The sequence below is a fragment of the Hymenobacter sedentarius genome (assembly GCF_001507645.1).
Taxonomy (GTDB): domain Bacteria; phylum Bacteroidota; class Bacteroidia; order Cytophagales; family Hymenobacteraceae; genus Hymenobacter; species Hymenobacter sedentarius.
The window spans coordinates 923,088-941,991 of record NZ_CP013909.1; the positions used below are offsets into that span (position 1 = coordinate 923,088).

The window sequence follows — 18,904 nt, forward strand, 5'->3', positions numbered from 1 at the left end:
GGCAGCTATATCGCCAACACTTTAGCTTCAAAGGCTTCGTTGGGCACAAAGGAGCGGTTTTTCACCTTGGTTTTGTAGGCGTATACCGTGTGAATGGAGTAGCCCAAGATGCGGCTAATCTGTTCGCTATCTGTAATTCCCAACCGAATAAGTGCAAAAATGCGCAGCTCGGTGGTAAGCAGCTGGTCGTCTGGCAAAACGATGCGGTCGGCTTCTGGAAAAAGAGCGTTGAAGTCGGCGACAAAGCCGGGAAACAACCGAATAAAACCGGTATCAAACCGTTTGAACAAATCGATGCGCTCGGCCTTGATGTCAATGTCTTCGACTAGGCGCTGCGCGGTGGCTACCTGCTTGGTTTTTAGCAAGGTACTCAGCTTGTTTTGGAGCGCTTCCAGCTGGTTGACGTAGCGCGAGGCATTGCTGAAATAGTAGCCGATGTACTCTTCTTTGATGCGGTTGGCTTCGTTCAGGTTATGATTGAGCTCCTGTAGCTGCTCGTTAAGCTGCTGCTGGGTACTGTTGAGCTCTTGCAGCTTATTGTTGTTGCCGTGCAGCCGCTGGTTGGTAGCCGCCAGCAGCCGGCCCGCGGTTCGCAACCGCCGCAATTGCAGGTAGATAACCACGGCTAGGCCGAGCACCAGGGCTGCCATCAGCCCAATGGCCCAGGCGTAGGTGCGGGCCTGCTGGCGCTGGTGCTCCACGGAGATGATTTTCTCGCCGTCGATGCGCGCGGCGATAGGCGACATCTCCAGCAAACGCTGCCGGGCACGGAAGAATACCGCCGCTTCCTTCGCCGCCGTGATGTAGCGGTACGCCCGCGGCAGGTCGCCGTGCCGGTAGCAGTACGACGACACGTTGAACAGGGCGATGCCCTCCTTCGTGGCCGATTTGATGTCGTTGATGGCCGCCACGGTCATCAGCTGCGCGGCCTTTTCGGGCTGGCCGGCCTGCTGGTAGATAATGGCCAGCGAACTGGCATTGACGGCTACCTGGTGGGGCGTGAGCGGCAGGCGCAGCAGCCGGGCGTAGGCCGCGGCGCCGGCTTGCAGGTCGTTTTGCTGCCGCGCCTTGAATATCAGCTGCTTGAGGTACACGTAGGAACCGCTGGGCTCCTTGCGGCCCGCCGAATCGGCGTAGGCGTAGGCCTGCGCTTTATACAGCGGCTCGAAGTAGCTGTCCTGGTCGTAAGCGGCCAACTCAATGCAGACGATGCTGTACACTTCGTAGAACTCGGCCTGGTAGCGCGGCTCCAGCCGCTGCATGTTGATGACCTTCAGCGTATCGAACGCATCCTTGAATAACCCAGCCGAGCGCAGGGTATGCGCCAGCTTGGTGCGCGCGGTTTGCAGCTTTTCGGGGCTGTGCAGCCGCCGGGCCAGCTTGCCCAGCATCAGGCTGTAGGCAAAGGCCGAATCGTACTTGAACTCCTGGTATTCGTCGCAGATAAACAACGCCAGGTCGAAGCTGGCGGCCTCATCGCTCCGCCGGGACCGGAGCTCTGCTTTCAGCACGGCCAGCCGGTTGAGCCGCTGCTGGTCGTAGATGGGCTGGCGGGCCAGGGCTTGGTCGAGTACCCGCAGGAGGCTGTCGGTCTTGCCGTCGCTGGCCAGGCAGGGCCCCGCCCGCAACAGCAGGCAGCACAGCCCAAGTAACCAAGCTAATCTGGAAATGACTGGCTGCACCACGGCCGGGGGCCGGGGGGCAGCAGCGAGAAAAGCGGGAGCGCAGGCTTTCAATTTACAGGTGTGGTGAATAGCATGGAGCGCCAGCAGCCCGGCGCTTACAGCTCAACAGCATCGGCTAACTGCGGCAGCGATTGAGCTGAGCTCGAAGATTCAAAAGAAGGAATGAGCAAGCAAGTCAGGAAATTTTACCTGTAATAATTGAGTGATATTTTTTGTTTTAGATCCGGAGCCAAATGGTTGATTACTTATACTTTGCTGCAAATAACAATTAATATTTTTTGGCAGACTGATAATGCTGGTTTTCATCGGCCCGCCCAAGCCGATTCATTTGCCAAACCTAAAACTGCATAGACCGCAAACGTTTGTGATATAAAGCCAAGTTGCAGGGGTCGAGCCGATACTCTTTCCCCATAATGTCAGTTAAGTCAACTGTAATTAATAGAATCTTTTTTAATGCCGATTGGGGCTTGTGGGAAACGGCCCCCGGCTTTGCATCGCTAAGTTGCAGTGGCCTAGGGCATCTAGGCTTTACCAATCCCGGCCAGGTTTAGCAGCGAAGCCCCACAGCTCTTATTGCTGAAACGCAGCGCTGGTCAATAGCACAGCTTCAGACGAACCTCAAAGGCTGGGTAGCCTCCCGCAACTGCTCTGGTAGCTCAACTGCTGCCAGCAACTACTTAACCAGCTCAACCCGCGCCTGCAATCGTTTGGGGGGCGTGGCTGAATTCTCCAAGGCACTTTTCACCATATTCTTTTATCCCACCACTTTTTTCACTTATGAGTAACGACTGGTACAAAACCCACGAGCAGCCGGCTTCCCCCGTTGGCATGCTCCGGCTCATGCCGCGGCTCCGGCTTCTGGCGTTGGCCATCCTGTCTATTTTATGCCCCTTACTGGGGCAGGCGCAGACCAATCGAGCGGTTTCCGGTAAGGTGACCGACGCTAATTCCACGGGCTTGCCCGGGGTAACCGTGCTCGTGCCCGGCACTACGGTAGGCACCAGCACCGGGGCCGACGGCGCCTTTACGCTGCAGGTGCCCGAAACCGCGACGGCACTGTCGTTTTCGTTTGTCGGCTACGCCACGCAGCAGGTCGACATCACAGGCAAAACTTCGGTGCAGGTAGCGCTGAAGGAAGACGCCCAGGGCCTGAGCGAGGTCGTGGTAGTGGGCTACGGCACCGCCCGTAAGCAGGACGTGACCGGCGCCGTTGCGGTGATTGGCGAGAAGGATTTCAACAAAGGCACCTTCACGTCGCCCGACCAATTGATTCAGGGCCGCGTATCGGGCGTGCAGGTGAGCAACAACAGCGGCCAGCCCGGCGGGCCGGCCACCATCCGCATCCGGGGCAACTCGGCCGTGACGGGCACCGGCCAGCCGCTGTACGTGGTGGACGGCGTGCCGCTCGACGGCCGCACGGCCCGGCCCGGCCTGGTAGCTTCCGGCGACGTGGGCACCGGCGCCGACAGCAACCCGCTCAACTTCCTTAACCCCGACGACGTGGAGTCCTTGACGGTGCTCAAAGACGCTTCGGCCACCGCCATTTACGGCTCGCGGGCCGCGTACGGCGTGGTGCTCATCACCACCAAGAAAGGCAAAGCGGGCGCTCCGGTGCTCAACGTGGGCGTATCCAACGGCTTCTCGACCCTGCTGCGCCGCCCGGCGTTCCTCAACGCCAGCCAGTACCGCCAGGCCCTCACGTACTACGGCGCCCCGGCCACCAACGACAAGGGCGGCGACGTGGACGCCCTCAAGGAGATTTTGCGCACCGGCCGCTTGCAGAACTACAACGTGGCCATGAGCGGCGGCGGCGAAACCGGCCGCTACCGCCTCTCGTTGGGCTACCTCGACCAGGACGGCATTGTGCGCAAAAGCGGCTTTAAGAAGTACAGCGCCAACCTGAGCACCAACCTGCAGTTTCTGGAAAGCAAGAAGCTGGGCGTGGACGTGAACATTGCCACCAGCCAGTTCCGCGAGGAGTTGCCCCCCATTACCACCGACGCCGGTTTCCGGGGCAGCCTCATCGGGCAGGCCCTGCAGTGGAACCCCACCCAGCCCCTGCGCAACGCCGACGGCTCGCTCTTTATCCAGAGCGGCGACGTGGTAAACCCCCTGGCGGCCCAGGAACTGTTCAACGACAACTCGCGGGTAAACACCGTGCTGGCCAGCATCGCGCCCTCGTACAAGTTCACCGACTGGCTCCAGTACCGCATGCTGCTGAGCGTGAACTACAACAGCGGCGAGCGGCGCACCTCCATCGACCAGCGCCTGATAAACTACCCCGGCATTGAAAAGCAAGGCTTTGCCGCCATCAGCAACAACGAGCTGGTGACCCAGCAAATCGCCCACACCCTGAACTTCAACAAAGCGCTGACTTCCAGCCTGAACCTGAACGCCGTGCTGGGCTACGAGTACACGAAGTTCTCCAATTCCGGCTCCAACGTGAATGCGTACGGCAACGCCGACGCGGGCGGCTTCGGCAACTTCGGCCTCGACTACACTAACTACATCCAGTACTCCAGCTCGGTAAACCGCCAGGTGTCGTCGTTCGTCGACCCGTCGTCGCAGCTGCAGTCGGTGTTTGGCCGGGCCATTCTGAATTTCAAAGACCGCTACATGCTGACCGGCACGCTGCGCCGCGACGAAAGCAGCAAGTTTGGCCCCAACGAGCGGGTCGGCTACTTCCCGTCGTTTGCCGCAGCCTGGGACCTGGGCCAGGAGGCTTTCTTCCCCGCCGAGAAGCTCAGCCAGCTCAAGTTGCGGGCCGGCTACGGCCGCACGGGCAACCAGGAGTTTCCGGCCGGCGCGGCGCAGTACCGCTTCTCGCTGGACAACAACGGCGCCCAGGCCCCCATCAACGGCCCGAACCCCAACTTGAAGTGGCAGGCCGATGCGCAGTATAACGTCGGCATCGACATCGGGGCGTTCAACAACCGCCTCACCTTCACGGCCGACTACTTCAACAAGACCACCACCGACCTGCTGTTTCCCTCGCTGCCCGGCCAGCCCGCGCCGCCGGTACAGGCCATCTACTGGGTGAACCTCGACGGCAAGATTGTGAACAAGGGCGTGGAAATGGCCCTGGGCACCACCCTGGTTACCAACGAAAAGGTAGAGATTGGCTTGAACGCCAACGCCACCTTCGTGCACAACGAAGTGTCGGGCCTGACCGGCGCCAGCATCCCCACCGGCGCCATCAACGGGCAGGGCCTGTCGGGGGCGCTGTCGCAGAGCATCCAGAACGGCTACCCCATCAACGCCTTCTTCCTGCCCCAATACAAAGGCCTCAGTGAGAAAGGGTTGTCCAATACGTTCGGCGCCATCAGTTACGCCGGAAGCCCCAACCCCCGCACGCTGCTGGGCCTGGCCGCCAACGCCCGCTACGGCAAGCTCTCCCTCGTGGCGAACATGACCGGCGTGTTTGGCCAGTACATCTACAACAACACCCTCAACGCCGTGGGCAACGTGGGTCAGATTGGCGCCGGCAAAAACATTGCCCTCTCCACCTTCGAAAATCCCATCAAAGAAGCCCTCGGCAACGCCTCGGCGGCCACCACGCGCTACCTGGAAAAGGGCGACTACCTGAAGCTGTCCAACCTGACGCTGGCGTACAGCTTCGGCAACGTGGGCACCTTCGTAAAAGGCGCCCGGATTTACGCCACGGGCCAGAACCTGTTCGTGATTACGAACTACTCCGGGTTTGACCCGGAAATCAACACGGTGAAGCGCGGCGCCAACCAGGTGCCCTCGGTGGGCATCGACTACCTGCCCTACCCCAGCGCCCGCACCTTCACGTTCGGCGTGAACTTCTCTCTCTAAATTCTAGATGCTTTCCCCCATGAGATATTCAAAGTTTGCCTGGGCAACGGCCGTGCTGGCGCTGCTGCAAGGCACCACGGGCTGCTCGATTAACGAGACCCTGAACGGCCAGCTCACCCAAGACCAGATTCCGAAAGGCGACCCGGCCGCCCTGCTGCAGGGCGTTTACAACGCGCAGCGCGAGCCCATTCAGGGCTGCGTGAGCGTGTTTGCCCTCGAAGAAGTGTCCACCGATGCCCGCATCATGCCCACCCGCGGGCCCGACTGGGACGACAACGGCAAGTGGCGCGCCCTCTTCAACCACACCTGGGACGGCAACAACGAGCGGGTGCGCGAAACCTTCACCCAGCTCGAAGGCATCGAGTACTCCTCCACCGACTTGCTGCGCTTCTCACCCACGGCCCAACAGGCCGCCGAGTCGCGGTTTCTGCGGGCCTGGGCCGAGTTCCTGCTGCTCGACCTCTACGACCAGGTGCTCTACCGGGAGCCGGGCGGCAGCCTGGGCGAGCTGGCCAAGGTGCGCAAAGGCACCGAGGCGCTGACCTACATCATCAGCGAAATCACCGCCATTCAGAAGGACCTGCCCGATGGCCCCGCCAGCCGCGCCAACAAAGACGCCGCCCGGGTCCTGCTGATGAAGTGCTACCTCAACAAGGGCGTGTACGCCAACCGCGCGGCCCCGACCTTCGACGTGGCCGACATGAACCAGGTAGTGAAGCTGGCCGACGAGATAATCAGCAGCGGCAAGTACTCTTTCACGCCCAACTTCTTCGACAACTTCGCGCCCAACAACACGGCCATTGGCCTGGAAAACATCTTCACCCAGGCCAACTCCTTTGGCAACAGCGGCCCCACGCGCGACTTCTGGAAGTTTGTGTCGCACTACAACATGCGGCCCGTGGACGGCTACAACGGCCCGGCCACCACGGCCGAGTTCTACGACCTGTTTGAGGCCACCGACAAGCGCCGGGGCGTCGCCTACGACTCGCCCGGCGGCCCCGCCAACCCTGGCCGGCGCGTGAACGTGGGCTTCCTCGCGGGCCAGCAGTACAACCTGATTACCAATGCGCCGCTCACCACGCGCGGCGGGGCCCCGCTGGCCTTTACCAAGGACATCAACCTTCTCGAAACCGGCCCCGACCTCGAGACGAAAGGCATTCGACCCCTGAAGTACCCCGTGGACTACGCCAGCGAGCTGAAAGGCGGCAACGGCGCCGACAACGACCACGTGTCCTTCCGCTTGGCCGACGTGCTGCTGATGAAGGCCGAAGCCATTCTGCGGGGCGCCACGCCCACCAGCGCCGGCACCTACGGCGCCACGCCCCTGGCCATCGTGAACACGCTGCGCACCCACCCTTCGCGCGGCGCCAGCCCCCTGACGGCGCTTACCCTCGACGTGCTGCTCGACGAGCGCGGCCGCGAGCTGTACGGCGAGTCGTGGCGGCGGCAGGACCTCATCCGGTTCGGCAAGTTCTTGCAGGCCCGCAAAGACAAGCCCCAGAGCGCCCCGAAGTACCTGATTTATCCCATTCCGCAGAGTCAGGCCGACGTAAACTCGAACATCAAGCAGAACCCCGGCTACTAACGCAGGCCCTGCCGGTATAGCGAAAACGGGCCGTTGGCGGCTGCCAAGGAGCAGCAACCAGCGGTCCGTTTTTTATTTGGCCCCGTGATGCCCTTTACTCCTAACGCCTAACCGTGATGAGAAACGCAGCGAAAACCCTCTCGGCAGCCCTGCTCCTGGCCCTGGCCGGCTGCGGCGGGAGGCAGCAAAAAGCAGAATCGGCTCAGGCTGGCCCCGCAGCAACGGGGGCGACCAAGCCGGCGGCTGCGGCCAACCAAAACGAAACCTGGTGGAAAGAGGCGGTGGTGTACCAGGTGTACCCGCGCAGCTACCAGGACAGCAACGGCGACGGTGTGGGCGACCTGCGCGGCCTCATCTCGCGGCTCGACTACATCAAGAGCCTGGGCGTGAACGTGATTTGGCTCAACCCCATCTTCGGCTCGCCCAACGACGACAACGGCTACGACATCTCGGACTACCGCGCCATCATGAAGGATTTTGGCACTATGCAGGATTTCGACGAGCTGCTGAAGGGCATGCACCAGCGGGGACTGAAAGTAGTGCTCGACCTAGTGGTGAACCACAGCAGCGACGAGCATGAGTGGTTTAAGCAGTCGCGCAGCTCGCGCACCAACCCCTACCGCGACTACTACCACTGGTGGCCCGCCGAAAAAGGCACTCCCAACAAGCGCCAGAGCTTTTTCGATGTGAAGGGCGACGCCTGGGCCTACGACCCCACCACCAAGGCCTATTATCTGCACTACTTCTCGCGCAAGCAGCCCGACCTGAACTGGGAAAACCCCAAGCTGCGTGAGGAGATTTACAGCATGATGCGCTTTTGGTTCGACAAGGGCATCGATGGCTTTCGGATGGACGTGATTCCGTTTATCTCGAAGGACACCACGTTTCCGCCCCTGCCAGCCCAATACCACGGCGACTTCGGCCGCTACTACGCCAACGGCCCGCATCTGCACGAGTACCTGCAGGAGATGAACCGCGAGGCCCTGAGCAAGTACGACGTGATGAGTGTGGCCGAAGGCGCGGGCGTAACGCAGGCCGACGCCCTGCAGTTTGTGGACCCCGCCCGCAAGGAGCTCAACATGCTTTATCACTTCGAAGGCATGGGCGTGGGACTGGTCCCCGGCAATAAGTACCGGATGCGCACGCCCGGCCGCTACAGCCTGCTGGATTTTAAGCGGGTGTACACGAAGTGGGACAGCATTTTTGCCCGCACCGGCTGGGGCACCGTGTACCTCGGCAACCACGACCAGCCCCGCATGACCACGCGCTGGGGCGACGACCGGCCCGAATTCCGCGCGCCGTCGTCCAAGCTGCTCACCACCTTTCTACTCACCATGCGCGGCACGCCCTACTACTACGGCGGCGACGAGTTGGGCATGACCAACATCCGCTTTACCAACATCAAGGACTACCAGGACATCGAGACCCGCAACATGTACGCCCAGCTGAAGGGCGAGGGCGGCGACCTGACGAAGTTTCTGGCGGCCCAGCAGCTTACGGCCCGCGACAACGGCCGCACGCCCTTTCAGTGGGACGCCACTGCCAACGCCGGCTTCACCACCGGCAAGCCCTGGCTGACCATCAACCCCAACTACGCCCAGATAAACGCGGCGGCGGAGGAGAAAGACCCCAACTCCATTCTCAACTACTTCCGCAAGGCCACGGCCCTGCGCCGGCAGCACAAGGTGCTGGTGTACGGGCAGTACCAGCTGCTGGACGCGGCCAACCCCAATATCTACGCCTACACCCGCACGCAGGGCAACGACAAGGTGCTGGTCGTGCTCAACTTCACTTCCGAAAAGCGAGACTGGGCCCTGCCGGCCGGCCTCACGCTCGGCGGCGCGCCCTGGCTCAATAATTACCCCACCTTCGCGGCGGGCGCCACGCTGGCCCTGCTGCCCTGGCAGGCGCTGGTGCTGCCGCTGCGCTAAAATTCATCCCATTAAACTTGTTGAAGTGTCTCTGCCATGAGTGGTGGGAAACTTGCTTTGCTGCAGCAAAGCGGCAGAGATGCTTCTTCAAGTTCTCCCTATTGATTCATAGGCCAACTTTTTTAGTAGGCGGGCAGCCTGCCTCTTCTATACTCTCTTACATGTTGCTAGCTAAACCCGAGAAGTTGAAATTCCTTATAAGCGTCCTGACGCTACTGTGGGTGGCGCCGGCAACCCCGGCCGCCGCCCAGGCGCCTGACCCCTGGCGACTTGCGGCCGACAAGGTGGACCCGCGCAACTACTACGGGGCCACGGTGGCCAACGGCATGCTGGGCATTGTGTCGTCGCCCGAGCCATTTCAGGTGAAGAGCGTGGTGCTGGCCGGCGCCTACGACCAGTACGGCCGGGGCCGGGTGAGCAACTTCCTAAACAGCTTCAACCTGCTCAATATGTACCTGGAAGTGGACGGCCGGCGGCTGTCGGGCAAGGACGCGAGCAACTTCCGCCAGGAGCTGGACATGCGCCACGGCTCGCTCACCACCACCTTCGACTACGCCGACAAGGCCACCATCAAGTACACGTACTACGCCCTGCGCCACCTGCCCTTCACGGTGCTGCTGGACGTGTCCATCACGGCCAAGAAAGACGTGGCCCTCACGGCCGCCAGCGTGATGGATGCGCCCGATGCCCTGCGCGACGTGCAGAACTACTACAACGAAATCGACCGGCCGCACGCCACGCTCAGCCTGCTCACGTCGTCGGCCCAGAGCAGCACGGGCAAGCTGCAGCTGTGTGCTTCCACCAGCTTCTTGTTCAACGAAGCGCACGGGCAGGAGCCGCGGGTTATTCACGAAATGTGGGACAGCAACATGCACCTGATGAAGTTCAGCAAGGCACTGAAGGCGGGGCAGACCTACGCTTATGCCGTGGCGGGCTCGTCCATTACCTCGGCCCACCACCCCGACCCGCTAAACGAAGCCGAGCGCATGACCATTTTTGCCCGGCTCGAAGGCCGGGAGCGCCTGCTCTCCTTCCACGCCAAGGCCTGGGACGATTTGTGGAAGAGCGACATTCAGATTGCCGGCGATGCCCAGGCCCAGCAGGACGTGCACAGCATGCTCTACCACCTCTACAGCTTCTCGCGGGCGGGCACCGAGTATTCGCCCTCGCCCATGGGGCTCTCGGGCCTGGGCTACAACGGCCACGTGTTCTGGGACGCGGACCTGTGGATGTTCCCGGCCCTGCTGGTGCTGCACCCCGAGATTGCGAAGTCGCTGGTGGAGTACCGCTTCCGGCGCCTGGAGCCGGCCCGGCACAACGCTTTTTCCCACGGCTACAAGGGCGCCATGTTCCCGTGGGAAAGCGCCGACTCGGGAGTGGAAGAAACACCGGTGTGGGCGCTGAGTGGGCCGTTTGAGCACCACATCACGGCCTGCGTGGCCCTGGCCGCCTGGCAGTACTACTGCGTGACGCAGGACAAGGCCTGGCTGCGCGAGAAGGGCTGGCCGATTCTTTCGGCCACGGCCGACTTCTGGGCCAGCCGCGTGGAGCGTAACGGCCCCGGCCACTACGACATCAAGAACGTGGTGGCGGCCGACGAATGGGCCGAGAACATCGACAACGATGCCTTCACCAACGGCGCAGCCCAGGCCAACCTGCAAGCCGCCGCCGCTGCCGCGAAGCTGCTGGGCCTGCCCGCCGACCCCGACTGGGCGCTCGTGGCCCGCAACATTCCCATCCTCAAGATGGCCGACGGCGTGACCCAGGAGCACGCCACGTACAAGGGCGAAGGCATCAAGCAGGGCGACGTGAACCTGCTGGCGTACCCGCTGAGCATCGTGACGGCCCCGGCCCAAATCAAGAAAGACCTGACTTACTACGAAACCCGTATTCCCAACGAAGGCACCCCGGCCATGACGCAGGCCATTTTTTCCCTGCTCTATGCCCGCCTCGGCAACGGCGACAAGGCCAAGCTGTGGTTTAAAGACGCCTACGAGCCCAACCTGCTGCCCCCATTCCGGGTCATTGCCGAAACCAAGGGCGGCACCAATCCCTACTTCGCCACCGGCGCGGGGGGCGTGCTGCAGGCCGTGCTCATGGGCTTCGGTGGGCTGAACATTACGCCCGCGGGCATCACCCAAAGCAAAACCACCTTGCCCACCGGCTGGCAATCGGTGAAGATTACGGGCGTGGGCGTGCAGGGCAAGACCTACTCCGTGGGCCGGTAATCGCCGGCGGAACCTTACCCCAGGCCAAGAGCCACCCTGACAACCGACAACTCGCAACAGACAACTAACGCTTTCCCATGCGCAAGCTCTTCCTCGCGGCCCTCCTCGCTCTATCGGGCGTGGCGGCCGCCCAAACGCTGCCACTCTCGCCCCGCCAGCTCTACCCGGGCCTGTTCGAGGCCGTGCAGCTGGGCCAGGTATACCCCGACCGCAAAACCTTCGTGGATGCCGTGGCCAAGGAGCCCGCAGCGGAAATCCTGCGGGCCTACGCCCAGCAAAAAGACACGCCCGGCTTCGACCTGAAAGCGTTTGTGGCCGCGCACTTTACGCCACCCGCTCCGGTGGGCGGCCAGTACCACAGCGAGGTCACGGCCGGCCTGCGCCACCACCTCGACACGCTCTGGACCGTGCTGCAGCGGCAGCCCGATACGGTTAAGCAAGCGGGCTCGTCGCTGCTGCCGCTGCCGCGGCCTTACATCGTGCCCGGGGGCCGCTTCCGTGAAGTGTATTACTGGGACTCCTACTTTACCATGCTGGGCCTGGCCGAAAGCCACCGCACCACCGTCATTCGGGACATGGTCGACAACTTCGCGTACCTGCTCGACACCTACGGCTTTATTCCCAACGGCACCCGTACCTACTACCTCACCCGCTCGCAGCCCCCGTTTTTTGCCTTGATGGTGGGCCTGCTGGCCGAGCAGGAAGGCACGCCCAAAACGCTGGTGCGCTACCAGCCCCAGCTGCTGCGCGAATACGCCTACTGGATGGCCGGCGCCGAGGCCCTGAAGCCCGGCACGGCCCGGCTCCGGGCCGTGCGCATGCCGCACGGTGAGCTGCTCAACCGCTACTACGACACCAGCGACCAGCCCCGCGAGGAATCCTACGCGGAGGACGTGGCCGCCGCCAAATTGAGCAAGCAGACACCGGCTCAATTTTACCGCAACATCCGCGCCGCGGCGGCTTCCGGCTGGGATTTTAGCACCCGCTGGTTTGGGCCCGATGGCCAGTTGGGCAGCATCCAAACCACCGATATGGTGCCCGTGGACTTGAACTGCCTGCTCTACAACCTCGAAAACACCATTGCCAAAACTTACCAGCAGCAGGGCAACGCCACGCGGGCCAACGCCTTTCTCACCAAAGCCCAGAACCGCAAAAAAGCCATCCTGGCGTACTGCTGGGACGCCAAGGCCGGCTGGTTTGTGGACTATAACCTGCGCCGCGGGCAGCGCTCGCCCCTGCAAACCCTGGCCGGAGTGTACCCGCTGAAGTTTGGCATTGCCACCCCGCCCCAGGCTGCGGCGGTGGGCACGGGCCTGCAAAAGAACTTCCTGAAGCCCGGCGGCCTGGCCACCACCCGCAGCCGCAGCGGCCAGCAGTGGGACGCCCCCAACGCCTGGGCCCCGCTGCAGTCCATGGCCATCGACGGACTGGAGCGGTACCACCAGTCAACCCTGGCCCGCACCATCGGCACCCGCTGGATTGACCTGAACAGCGGGGTGTTTCAGCAAACCGGCAAGCTGATGGAGAAATACAACGTGGTAGACCCTCACTTAAAGGCCGGCGGCGGCGAATACCCCCTGCAAGACGGCTTCGGCTGGACCAACGGGGTCCTGCTCCGGCTTATCAATAAATACAAGCCGGAAAAGGCCTTATAAAGCGCGCTGCGTCCGGTGTGAAGGGCAGCCCTGGGCTGGGAAGCTCAGGTTTTAAAACCCAAACCCTACCCGCACACCAGTGCCCAGCCGCTCGCCGCTTTGCAAGGCCGTGTAGAAATCGACGCGGAAGACCTTCAGGATGTGCTCGACGCCCACGCCCAGCTCCACGTAGTGGCCGGCCTGGGCCGTGGTCAGGTAGTTGAGCGACGCTACTTCCTGCCACTTGAGCTGGCGCAGCAGCGGGACTTTGTTGAAGATGAAGCCGTTGAAGTGGTGGTCGTAGTGGGCTTCCAGGTAAGTGTTATTGGTGCTGAAGCGGTAATAGTCCAGCAGTTGGAAGTTGCTGAAGTTGCCGGCCAGGAGGGTCTGGTTGCCGGAGAAGTGGCGGTAGTCGGCAAACGTGAGGCCCGCTTGCCGGCCCACGAAGCCGCCCACGCTCACGCGGAAGCTGCTGGTGCCCAGCAGGCCGAGCGACACGTTGTCGCGCACGCCGGCTTGCAGCAGCAGGTAGCGTACATCGGTCCCCAGCACGTTGGGCACGGCCAGGCGGCCCTGCACGTTGAAAGTGGGCCACTTCGAGCCGAGGTTGAACTTGCCATCGGGCCGGCTGATGTAGCGCTGGCCGGGCTTGTAGTCGAGTGAGAGCCCCACGGTGAGCACCTGGCTGCGGCCAAAGCCGGTATCGGGCAGCTCTTCGCTCACGGGCCGGTTGGGCGTGAAGGCGCGGCCGCGCACGTCCCGCATGAGACGGTCGGTTGAGTTGAACAGCTCATGGCGGTCGAAGTAGGCGGCGGTGGCGCGCAGGTTGAGGCCGTTTATCGGTTCGGTGAGGTAGGTAAGCTCGGCCCCGTCGCGGCGGTAGAGCTTGGCGTAGTTGCGGTTGGCGTAGAGCGTGTAAAGCGTGTTGATGGCCGGCGTGAGCTGCGAGTTGCGGTCGAAGTTCTCGATAGTGCGGCCCGCCGCCAGGCTGAATTGCTTGAGCTTGGCCGGGTGCAGCTGCCAGGTAGCCACTAGGCTGGGGTTGAGCTGCTGGCTGCTAAAGCCGTAGCGCAACGTGGGCGTGAGGGTGAAGTAGCGGCGGTCGTCGGTGCGCTGGCTGAAGACGGCCTGGGCATTGAGCACCGCGCCCTCCACGGTGTTGTACTGGAATATCTGCGCCAGCGGCTGCACCGTAACGGACTGCTTCCGGAAGGTATTGAGGTGGGTGTAGCCCCCGATAACCAGGTTGATGGGCTCGAACTCGTTGCGCTTTTTATCGAGCGAGTCCTGGTAGGGGCGCGACTTGCGGATGACCTCCGTGCTGTCCTTCACGCGATAGTCCTTTTTCTCTTCGGCCGTAAGCGGCACGGGGCGCACCTGGTCCCAGTAGCTGGAGTCGCGCTCGTTCACGCCCTTCTCGATGAGCTGCACCTCGCCGCGCGGCATCCGGGCAAAGGGGTCGTTTTTCAGGGAGTCGCGCTGGGCACGCTTCACTTGCTTGCGCACCTGGGCGCTCAGGCCGCGCAGGTCGGGCTTGCGCTTGCGGATTTGGGCGGCGGTTTCCTGGCCCACGGCGGCCTCTTTCGCCTCGGCCACTGCGGGCGGGGCTTTGGCGGTGGGCGGCGTGGGGTAGGTAGGCACCACGTTGGCGTAGTTGGAGAGCACGGCCGTGATGTAGCCGGTGCCTTTGAACCCCATGCCCGACAGGTTGGCCCGTATCTGCTGCGACTGGATGAGCCAGACGTTGGGATTGTCCGGTGCCGGCACGTATTGTTGGGCCAGGTGCAGCACGTCGACGAAATCAATGTGGGCCTCTTTGTCCAGGCTCAAATCAACGGAGTGAATGCGCCAGGAATTGTCGACGATGTAGATGAAGCCCGAAAAAACGGGGTCGGTGCGGCGGCGCGGAATCACCCGGATTTTGTGCACCACCGCGCCGCCCTGTGGGGTGCTGCCCACCAGCTCGTACTTGTAGAACAGCATGGCGTTGGCCGCGATAGGCGACACGAAGCCGCGCTCCGAAAAGGGAATTTTTATCAGGTTTTCGTAGAAGCCCAGGTTGCGGCCCGCGCTGGCCCGGTTGAAGCTCAGGCCCCGCGAATCGCCGCTGACCCGGCTCGAAATCATGCGCTCCTTGATGACGTTGGGCTGGGTGAAGCTGATGTCGGACAAACTTTCGGAGAGGTACAGAATGCCTTTTTTGATATCTGGGCCCACCTTGAACAGGCCCATGATTTTGGCGGGCGTGTCGTTTACGCGGAGCAGGCTTTTGATGTAGATGCGGGCGCGGTATGCCGCCACCTCACGCCGGTGGTAGGCCCGCCACTGCTGCGCCTGCTGAATGATGGCGTAGGCCGGGTCGCGGTCGGTGGATTTCACCAGCACTTCGCCCAGGTTGTAGGCCTCGGGCTGCAGCGTCACGTTGAGCACCAGCACGGTATCGCCGCCGAGCACGCGCACCGGCTGGATTTGGGGCCGGTAGCCCACGTACTGAAACACCAGCTCGTACTGCCCGGCCGGCAGCCGCAGCTGGAACTGGCCCTGCTCGTTGGCGCCGGTGCTGGTGGCGGCGCCGCGCACGGCCACGTTGGCAAAGGCCAGCCCTTCCTGGTTGGCCCCCTTCACGGTGCCCTTGATGATGCCCGCGTAGCTCAACCCCGGCAACCCGCTCAGCAGTAAGGCAAACACAACCAGACGAAACGCAGACACCAACATAAAGCAGCAAACAGCAGAAGCAAAGGACCCGACCAAGTTACGCCCCGGCTATAACTGATGCCGCGCGGCGCCAAACCGTTGCTTGGGCTGAGAAGCGAATGAACGCCGCCGGCGCCTCACGCCACCACCTCCTCGGCCGGAGGCAGGCTGGCCGAGCGGGCGTCTACGTGGCTGGTGTACCAGGCATTGAGGCCCACACCCAGCAGCACCATGGCCATGCCAGCATAGGCCACCGGCCCAAAGTTTTCGCCAAAAAACACGTAGCCCAACCCCAGGGCGTAGAACATGCCCAGGTAGTTAAGCGGCGCCACCCGGCTGAGGCGCTCCAGCTGGTAGGCGCGCGTCATGGCCACTTGCGCGCCCTGCGTGAAGGCGCCGCACACCAGCAACCAGAGCCAGTCCATCCCCTGCGGGGTTTGCCAGTGAAACAGGCAGCCCAGGGCCGCCAGCGGCAGCGAAATCAAGGGGAAGTAGAAGACAATAACCAGCGGGTGCTCGCGCCCGCGCAGCTTGCGGATGGCGTTGTAACTCAACCCTGAAAGCAGCGCACCCAGCACGCCAATGCCCAGGTACACCAGGCCAAGGTCGGCTGGCTCAGCCGGGCCGGCGCTGGGCGTGGCGGGCCCGCCCTGCTGCACCAGCACCACACCACCGAAGCTGAGCGCGAAGAACACCCACTGCCAGCTGCGCACCGGCTCGCGCACGAGCCAGATGCCCATCACGGCCGTAAAAATCGGGGCCAGGTACTGGGCCGTGACGGCCGTGGCCAACGGCAGGTGCTGAATGGCCAGAAAGTAGCACACCAGCGCCACCGCCCCGGTGCTGCCCCGGCTAATGAGCAGGCGGTAGTTGTTGCCGAACGGGGCCACGCCCAGCCGCCGCAGGGCCACGTAGCTGGCCACAATGGAAAAGATGGAGCGAAAGAAAATGATTTCCAGCGCGGGCAGGTGGTGCAGCTGCTTCACGCAGGCGTTCATGCCCGCAAACAGCAAGGTACTCAGCAGCATCAGCCGGATGCCGGGCGTGATATCCTTTAACATTTACCAATTAACATCTGACATTCCTTATTTAACGTTCGAGGATTTCCACTCCACCGGCTGGCCCGGGTAACGAACTTGAGCCAGCGTTGTTAGACAGGAGCCGCCGGAAGCAAAAGCCGAACGGCTGATAAATGTTAATTGATAACTGCTAAATGTTTAAAAGCCCCGACAAAACGCCCAAGCAGTACACGCCCGGCGAGGCCCTGCAAAAGATTGCGGCCTTCTGCGCCTACCAGGAGCGCACCCAGAAAGAGGTAGAGCAAAAGCTGCGCTCCTACGGGCTGGACGAGGACGAATCCGGCGAGATTATCATCCGCCTGAGCCGCGAAAAGCTGCTGGACGAAGAGCGATTTGCCAAGGCCTTTGTGCGTGGGCACTACCGCCAGAAGAAGTGGGGCCGCCGCCGCATCATGCAGGAGCTCAAGCAGAAAGGCCTCAGCGAGTTTTGCATTAAGTCGGGCATGAAGGAGATTGACGGCGAGGAATACTACCAGAACCTGGTGGAGATTATGGAAAAGAAAGACCGCCAGGAAAAGGAGTCGAACCCGCGGGTGCGCCGCATGAAAATCTCGCAGTACCTCACCGGCAAAGGCTACGAGCAGGACCTGATAAAAATCGCGCTCGATGACTTGGGCAAAGCGCCCGAGGACGACGAGTAGCAGCCACCGGCCGGCCCTGAGCTCAGTACCGCCCCACGGTTTTAGCCCAGCTTCGCTGGTTCGGATGCGGCCCCTCCTCTGCCGTCGGCTGTTCCAGCTCAGGCACGCCTTCTGGCCCGGCCGGTAGCCCGCCCCTTAACTTGCACCGCGGAGTTCTTCGCTCATCTTCTTTTTCGTCAATGACTTTCCGACAAAGCTTGCAGCAGCTGCTGGGCCTCCACCCGGGCGAAGAAGCGCCCCCGGGCGAGCCGCTACCAGCCGATGATGCGCCCGCCCTGGTGGCCGCCCTCGGCGACCCGCGGCAGCACCGCGCCGCCGTGGCGGGCCTCCAGCAGCTGGGGCCCACCGCCATTCCGGCCCTGGCGGCGGCCCTGCCCGCCGCGCTGGCCACCGACGACCCGGCCCTGCTGCGCCGCCTGGTGCAGGCCGCTGCCCTCTTCAACACCCCCGCCAGCCGCCAGCTGATGGTGGAGCTGATTCGAAACGAAAACCTGTTTGCGCGGGCCGCGGCCCTGCGCGCCACCACTCCCCGACCCGAGCCGGCCGAAGCCGCCGTGTTTGAAGCCGTGGTGCAGCGTGAGCTGCAGCTGGCCCGGCAGCTGCTGCACGGCCAAGCCACTGCCCCGGCGCCTTTGGCCAAGGCCCTGGCCTACGAGCTGCAAGGCGTGCAAAGCCGCTTGTTTGGCCTGCTCGTTCGGCTGTATTCGCCGCAGCTCATTGCCCAGGCGCAGCGCACGGTGGCCCACGCCGCCCCCGAGCGCCAAGCCACGGCGCTGGAATTGCTCCGCCACCTCATTCCGGCGCAGGTGTACCAGGGCCTGCTCACGCTGCTCGACCCGGCCCCGGCCGCCGCCAAGGCCCGGGCCTTCGACGAGCTGCTGGGCCCGCCGCCCGCCGCCCTGCCCCCGGTGGCCGAGCTGGTGGCCGTGCAGGGGCTGGCCGCGTTTGCCGACTGGACCCTGGCCCAGGCCCTGCAAACCTGGAAGCCCACTGCTACCACGGTGAAAGCCCTGCTCCCCCATTTGCGCGCCCAAAACCGGCTCGTGCGCGAAAGCGCCGTTGCCGCGCTACGCCGCCTGGCCGAAACCCAGCCCATTGTTCACAAAGCGTTGCTCCACCACTGGCCCCACGCGGCACCGCCGTTCCCCATGCTCCCCAATTCCGACTCCGCCCGCGTATCCGCCGCCGAGCGGGTCCGGATTCTGCAACACACCGCCTTGTTTGCCGAAACGCCCGAGCACGTGCTCAGCGCCATCGTACCCATTATGAACGAGGTGGAATTCGCGGCCGACGAGGAGATTTTTGCCAAGGGCGACCAGGGCGGGTCGCTGTTTATTGTGCACGAGGGCACGGTGGGCATCTACAACGGGGAGCAGCAGCTCACCACGTTCGAGGCCGGCGACTTTTTTGGCGAGCTGGCGCTGCTTGATGCCGAGCCGCGCTCGGCCACGGCCCGCGCCCTGGAGCCGGTGATGGCCCTGCGCCTCGACCAGGACGATTTTTACGACGTGATGGGCGACCGGCCCGAAGTACTGCGCAACATCCTGCGGGTGCTGTGCCAGCGCCTGCGCCACCAAAACGACAAGATGCAGGCCATGGCGTAGGCGC

At 63.0% G+C, this 18,904-nt stretch carries 10 protein-coding genes; 7 read left to right on the plus strand and 3 right to left on the minus strand.

The window, feature by feature from the left end; all coding sequences use genetic code 11:
• Positions 1-5: 5 nt before the first annotated feature.
• A complete protein-coding gene (locus AUC43_RS03880; protein WP_157780914.1) occupies positions 6-1,736 on the minus strand; it encodes a DUF6377 domain-containing protein in 1,731 nt (576 codons plus the stop codon).
• 726 nt (positions 1,737-2,462) lie between these two features.
• On the opposite strand from AUC43_RS03880, the gene AUC43_RS03885 reads away from it, so the two are divergent.
• From AUC43_RS03885 to treF, 5 genes are all read left to right on the plus strand, one after another.
• On the plus strand, positions 2,463-5,504 hold the full coding sequence (locus tag AUC43_RS03885; protein ID WP_199243493.1) for a SusC/RagA family TonB-linked outer membrane protein: 3,042 nt from the start codon (positions 2,463-2,465) through the stop codon (positions 5,502-5,504).
• A 19-nt stretch (positions 5,505-5,523) separates the two neighbouring features.
• A complete protein-coding gene (locus AUC43_RS03890; protein WP_068190166.1) occupies positions 5,524-7,089 on the plus strand; it encodes a RagB/SusD family nutrient uptake outer membrane protein in 1,566 nt (521 codons plus the stop codon).
• A 116-nt stretch (positions 7,090-7,205) separates the two neighbouring features.
• A complete protein-coding gene (locus AUC43_RS03895; protein ID WP_082684894.1) occupies positions 7,206-9,020 on the plus strand; it encodes a glycoside hydrolase family 13 protein in 1,815 nt (604 codons plus the stop codon).
• 161 nt (positions 9,021-9,181) lie between these two features.
• Complete coding sequence (locus AUC43_RS03900) at positions 9,182-11,248, plus strand: glycoside hydrolase family 65 protein (protein ID WP_068190168.1); 2,067 nt, start codon at positions 9,182-9,184, stop codon at positions 11,246-11,248.
• A gap of 77 nt (positions 11,249-11,325) precedes the next feature.
• Positions 11,326-12,903: an alpha,alpha-trehalase TreF gene (gene treF, locus AUC43_RS03905; protein ID WP_068190170.1), complete on the plus strand. Its 1,578-nt coding sequence runs from the start codon at positions 11,326-11,328 to the stop codon at positions 12,901-12,903.
• Positions 12,904-12,954: 51 nt separating this feature from the next.
• Here treF and AUC43_RS03910 read toward each other — a convergent pair whose 3' ends face one another.
• On the minus strand, positions 12,955-15,570 hold the full coding sequence (locus AUC43_RS03910; RefSeq protein WP_157780915.1) for a DUF5686 and carboxypeptidase regulatory-like domain-containing protein: 2,616 nt from the start codon (positions 15,568-15,570) through the stop codon (positions 12,955-12,957).
• A gap of 143 nt (positions 15,571-15,713) precedes the next feature.
• On the minus strand, positions 15,714-16,637 hold the full coding sequence (locus tag AUC43_RS03915; RefSeq protein WP_233254101.1) for a DMT family transporter: 924 nt from the start codon (positions 16,635-16,637) through the stop codon (positions 15,714-15,716).
• Positions 16,638-16,789: 152 nt separating this feature from the next.
• Between AUC43_RS03915 and AUC43_RS03920 the strand changes: the two genes are divergently transcribed.
• On the plus strand, positions 16,790-17,296 hold the full coding sequence (locus AUC43_RS03920) for a regulatory protein RecX (RefSeq protein ID WP_068190175.1): 507 nt from the start codon (positions 16,790-16,792) through the stop codon (positions 17,294-17,296).
• 179 nt (positions 17,297-17,475) lie between these two features.
• Positions 17,476-18,900 (plus strand): cyclic nucleotide-binding domain-containing protein, encoded by a 1,425-nt coding sequence (locus AUC43_RS21765; protein ID WP_099092871.1) that lies wholly within the window; start codon positions 17,476-17,478, stop codon positions 18,898-18,900.
• Positions 18,901-18,904 lie beyond the last annotated feature (4 nt).

What these genes read in the sequence shown, in the direction of transcription:
- AUC43_RS03890 (WP_068190166.1), top strand. Translation starts at nt 5,524, where the DNA reads ATGAGATATTCAAAGTTTGCCTGGGCAACGGCCGTGCTGGCGCTGCTG.
- AUC43_RS03895 (WP_082684894.1), top strand. Translation starts at nt 7,206, where the DNA reads ATGAGAAACGCAGCGAAAACCCTCTCGGCAGCCCTGCTCCTGGCCCTG.
- AUC43_RS03915 (WP_233254101.1), bottom strand. Translation starts at nt 16,637, where the DNA reads ATGTTAAAGGATATCACGCCCGGCATCCGGCTGATGCTGCTGAGTACC.
- AUC43_RS03920 (WP_068190175.1), top strand. Translation starts at nt 16,790, where the DNA reads ATGTTTAAAAGCCCCGACAAAACGCCCAAGCAGTACACGCCCGGCGAG.
- AUC43_RS21765 (WP_099092871.1), top strand. Translation starts at nt 17,476, where the DNA reads ATGACTTTCCGACAAAGCTTGCAGCAGCTGCTGGGCCTCCACCCGGGC.
- AUC43_RS03900 (WP_068190168.1), top strand. Translation starts at nt 9,182, where the DNA reads ATGTTGCTAGCTAAACCCGAGAAGTTGAAATTCCTTATAAGCGTCCTG.
- AUC43_RS03885 (WP_199243493.1), top strand. Translation starts at nt 2,463, where the DNA reads ATGAGTAACGACTGGTACAAAACCCACGAGCAGCCGGCTTCCCCCGTT.
- treF (WP_068190170.1), top strand. Translation starts at nt 11,326, where the DNA reads ATGCGCAAGCTCTTCCTCGCGGCCCTCCTCGCTCTATCGGGCGTGGCG.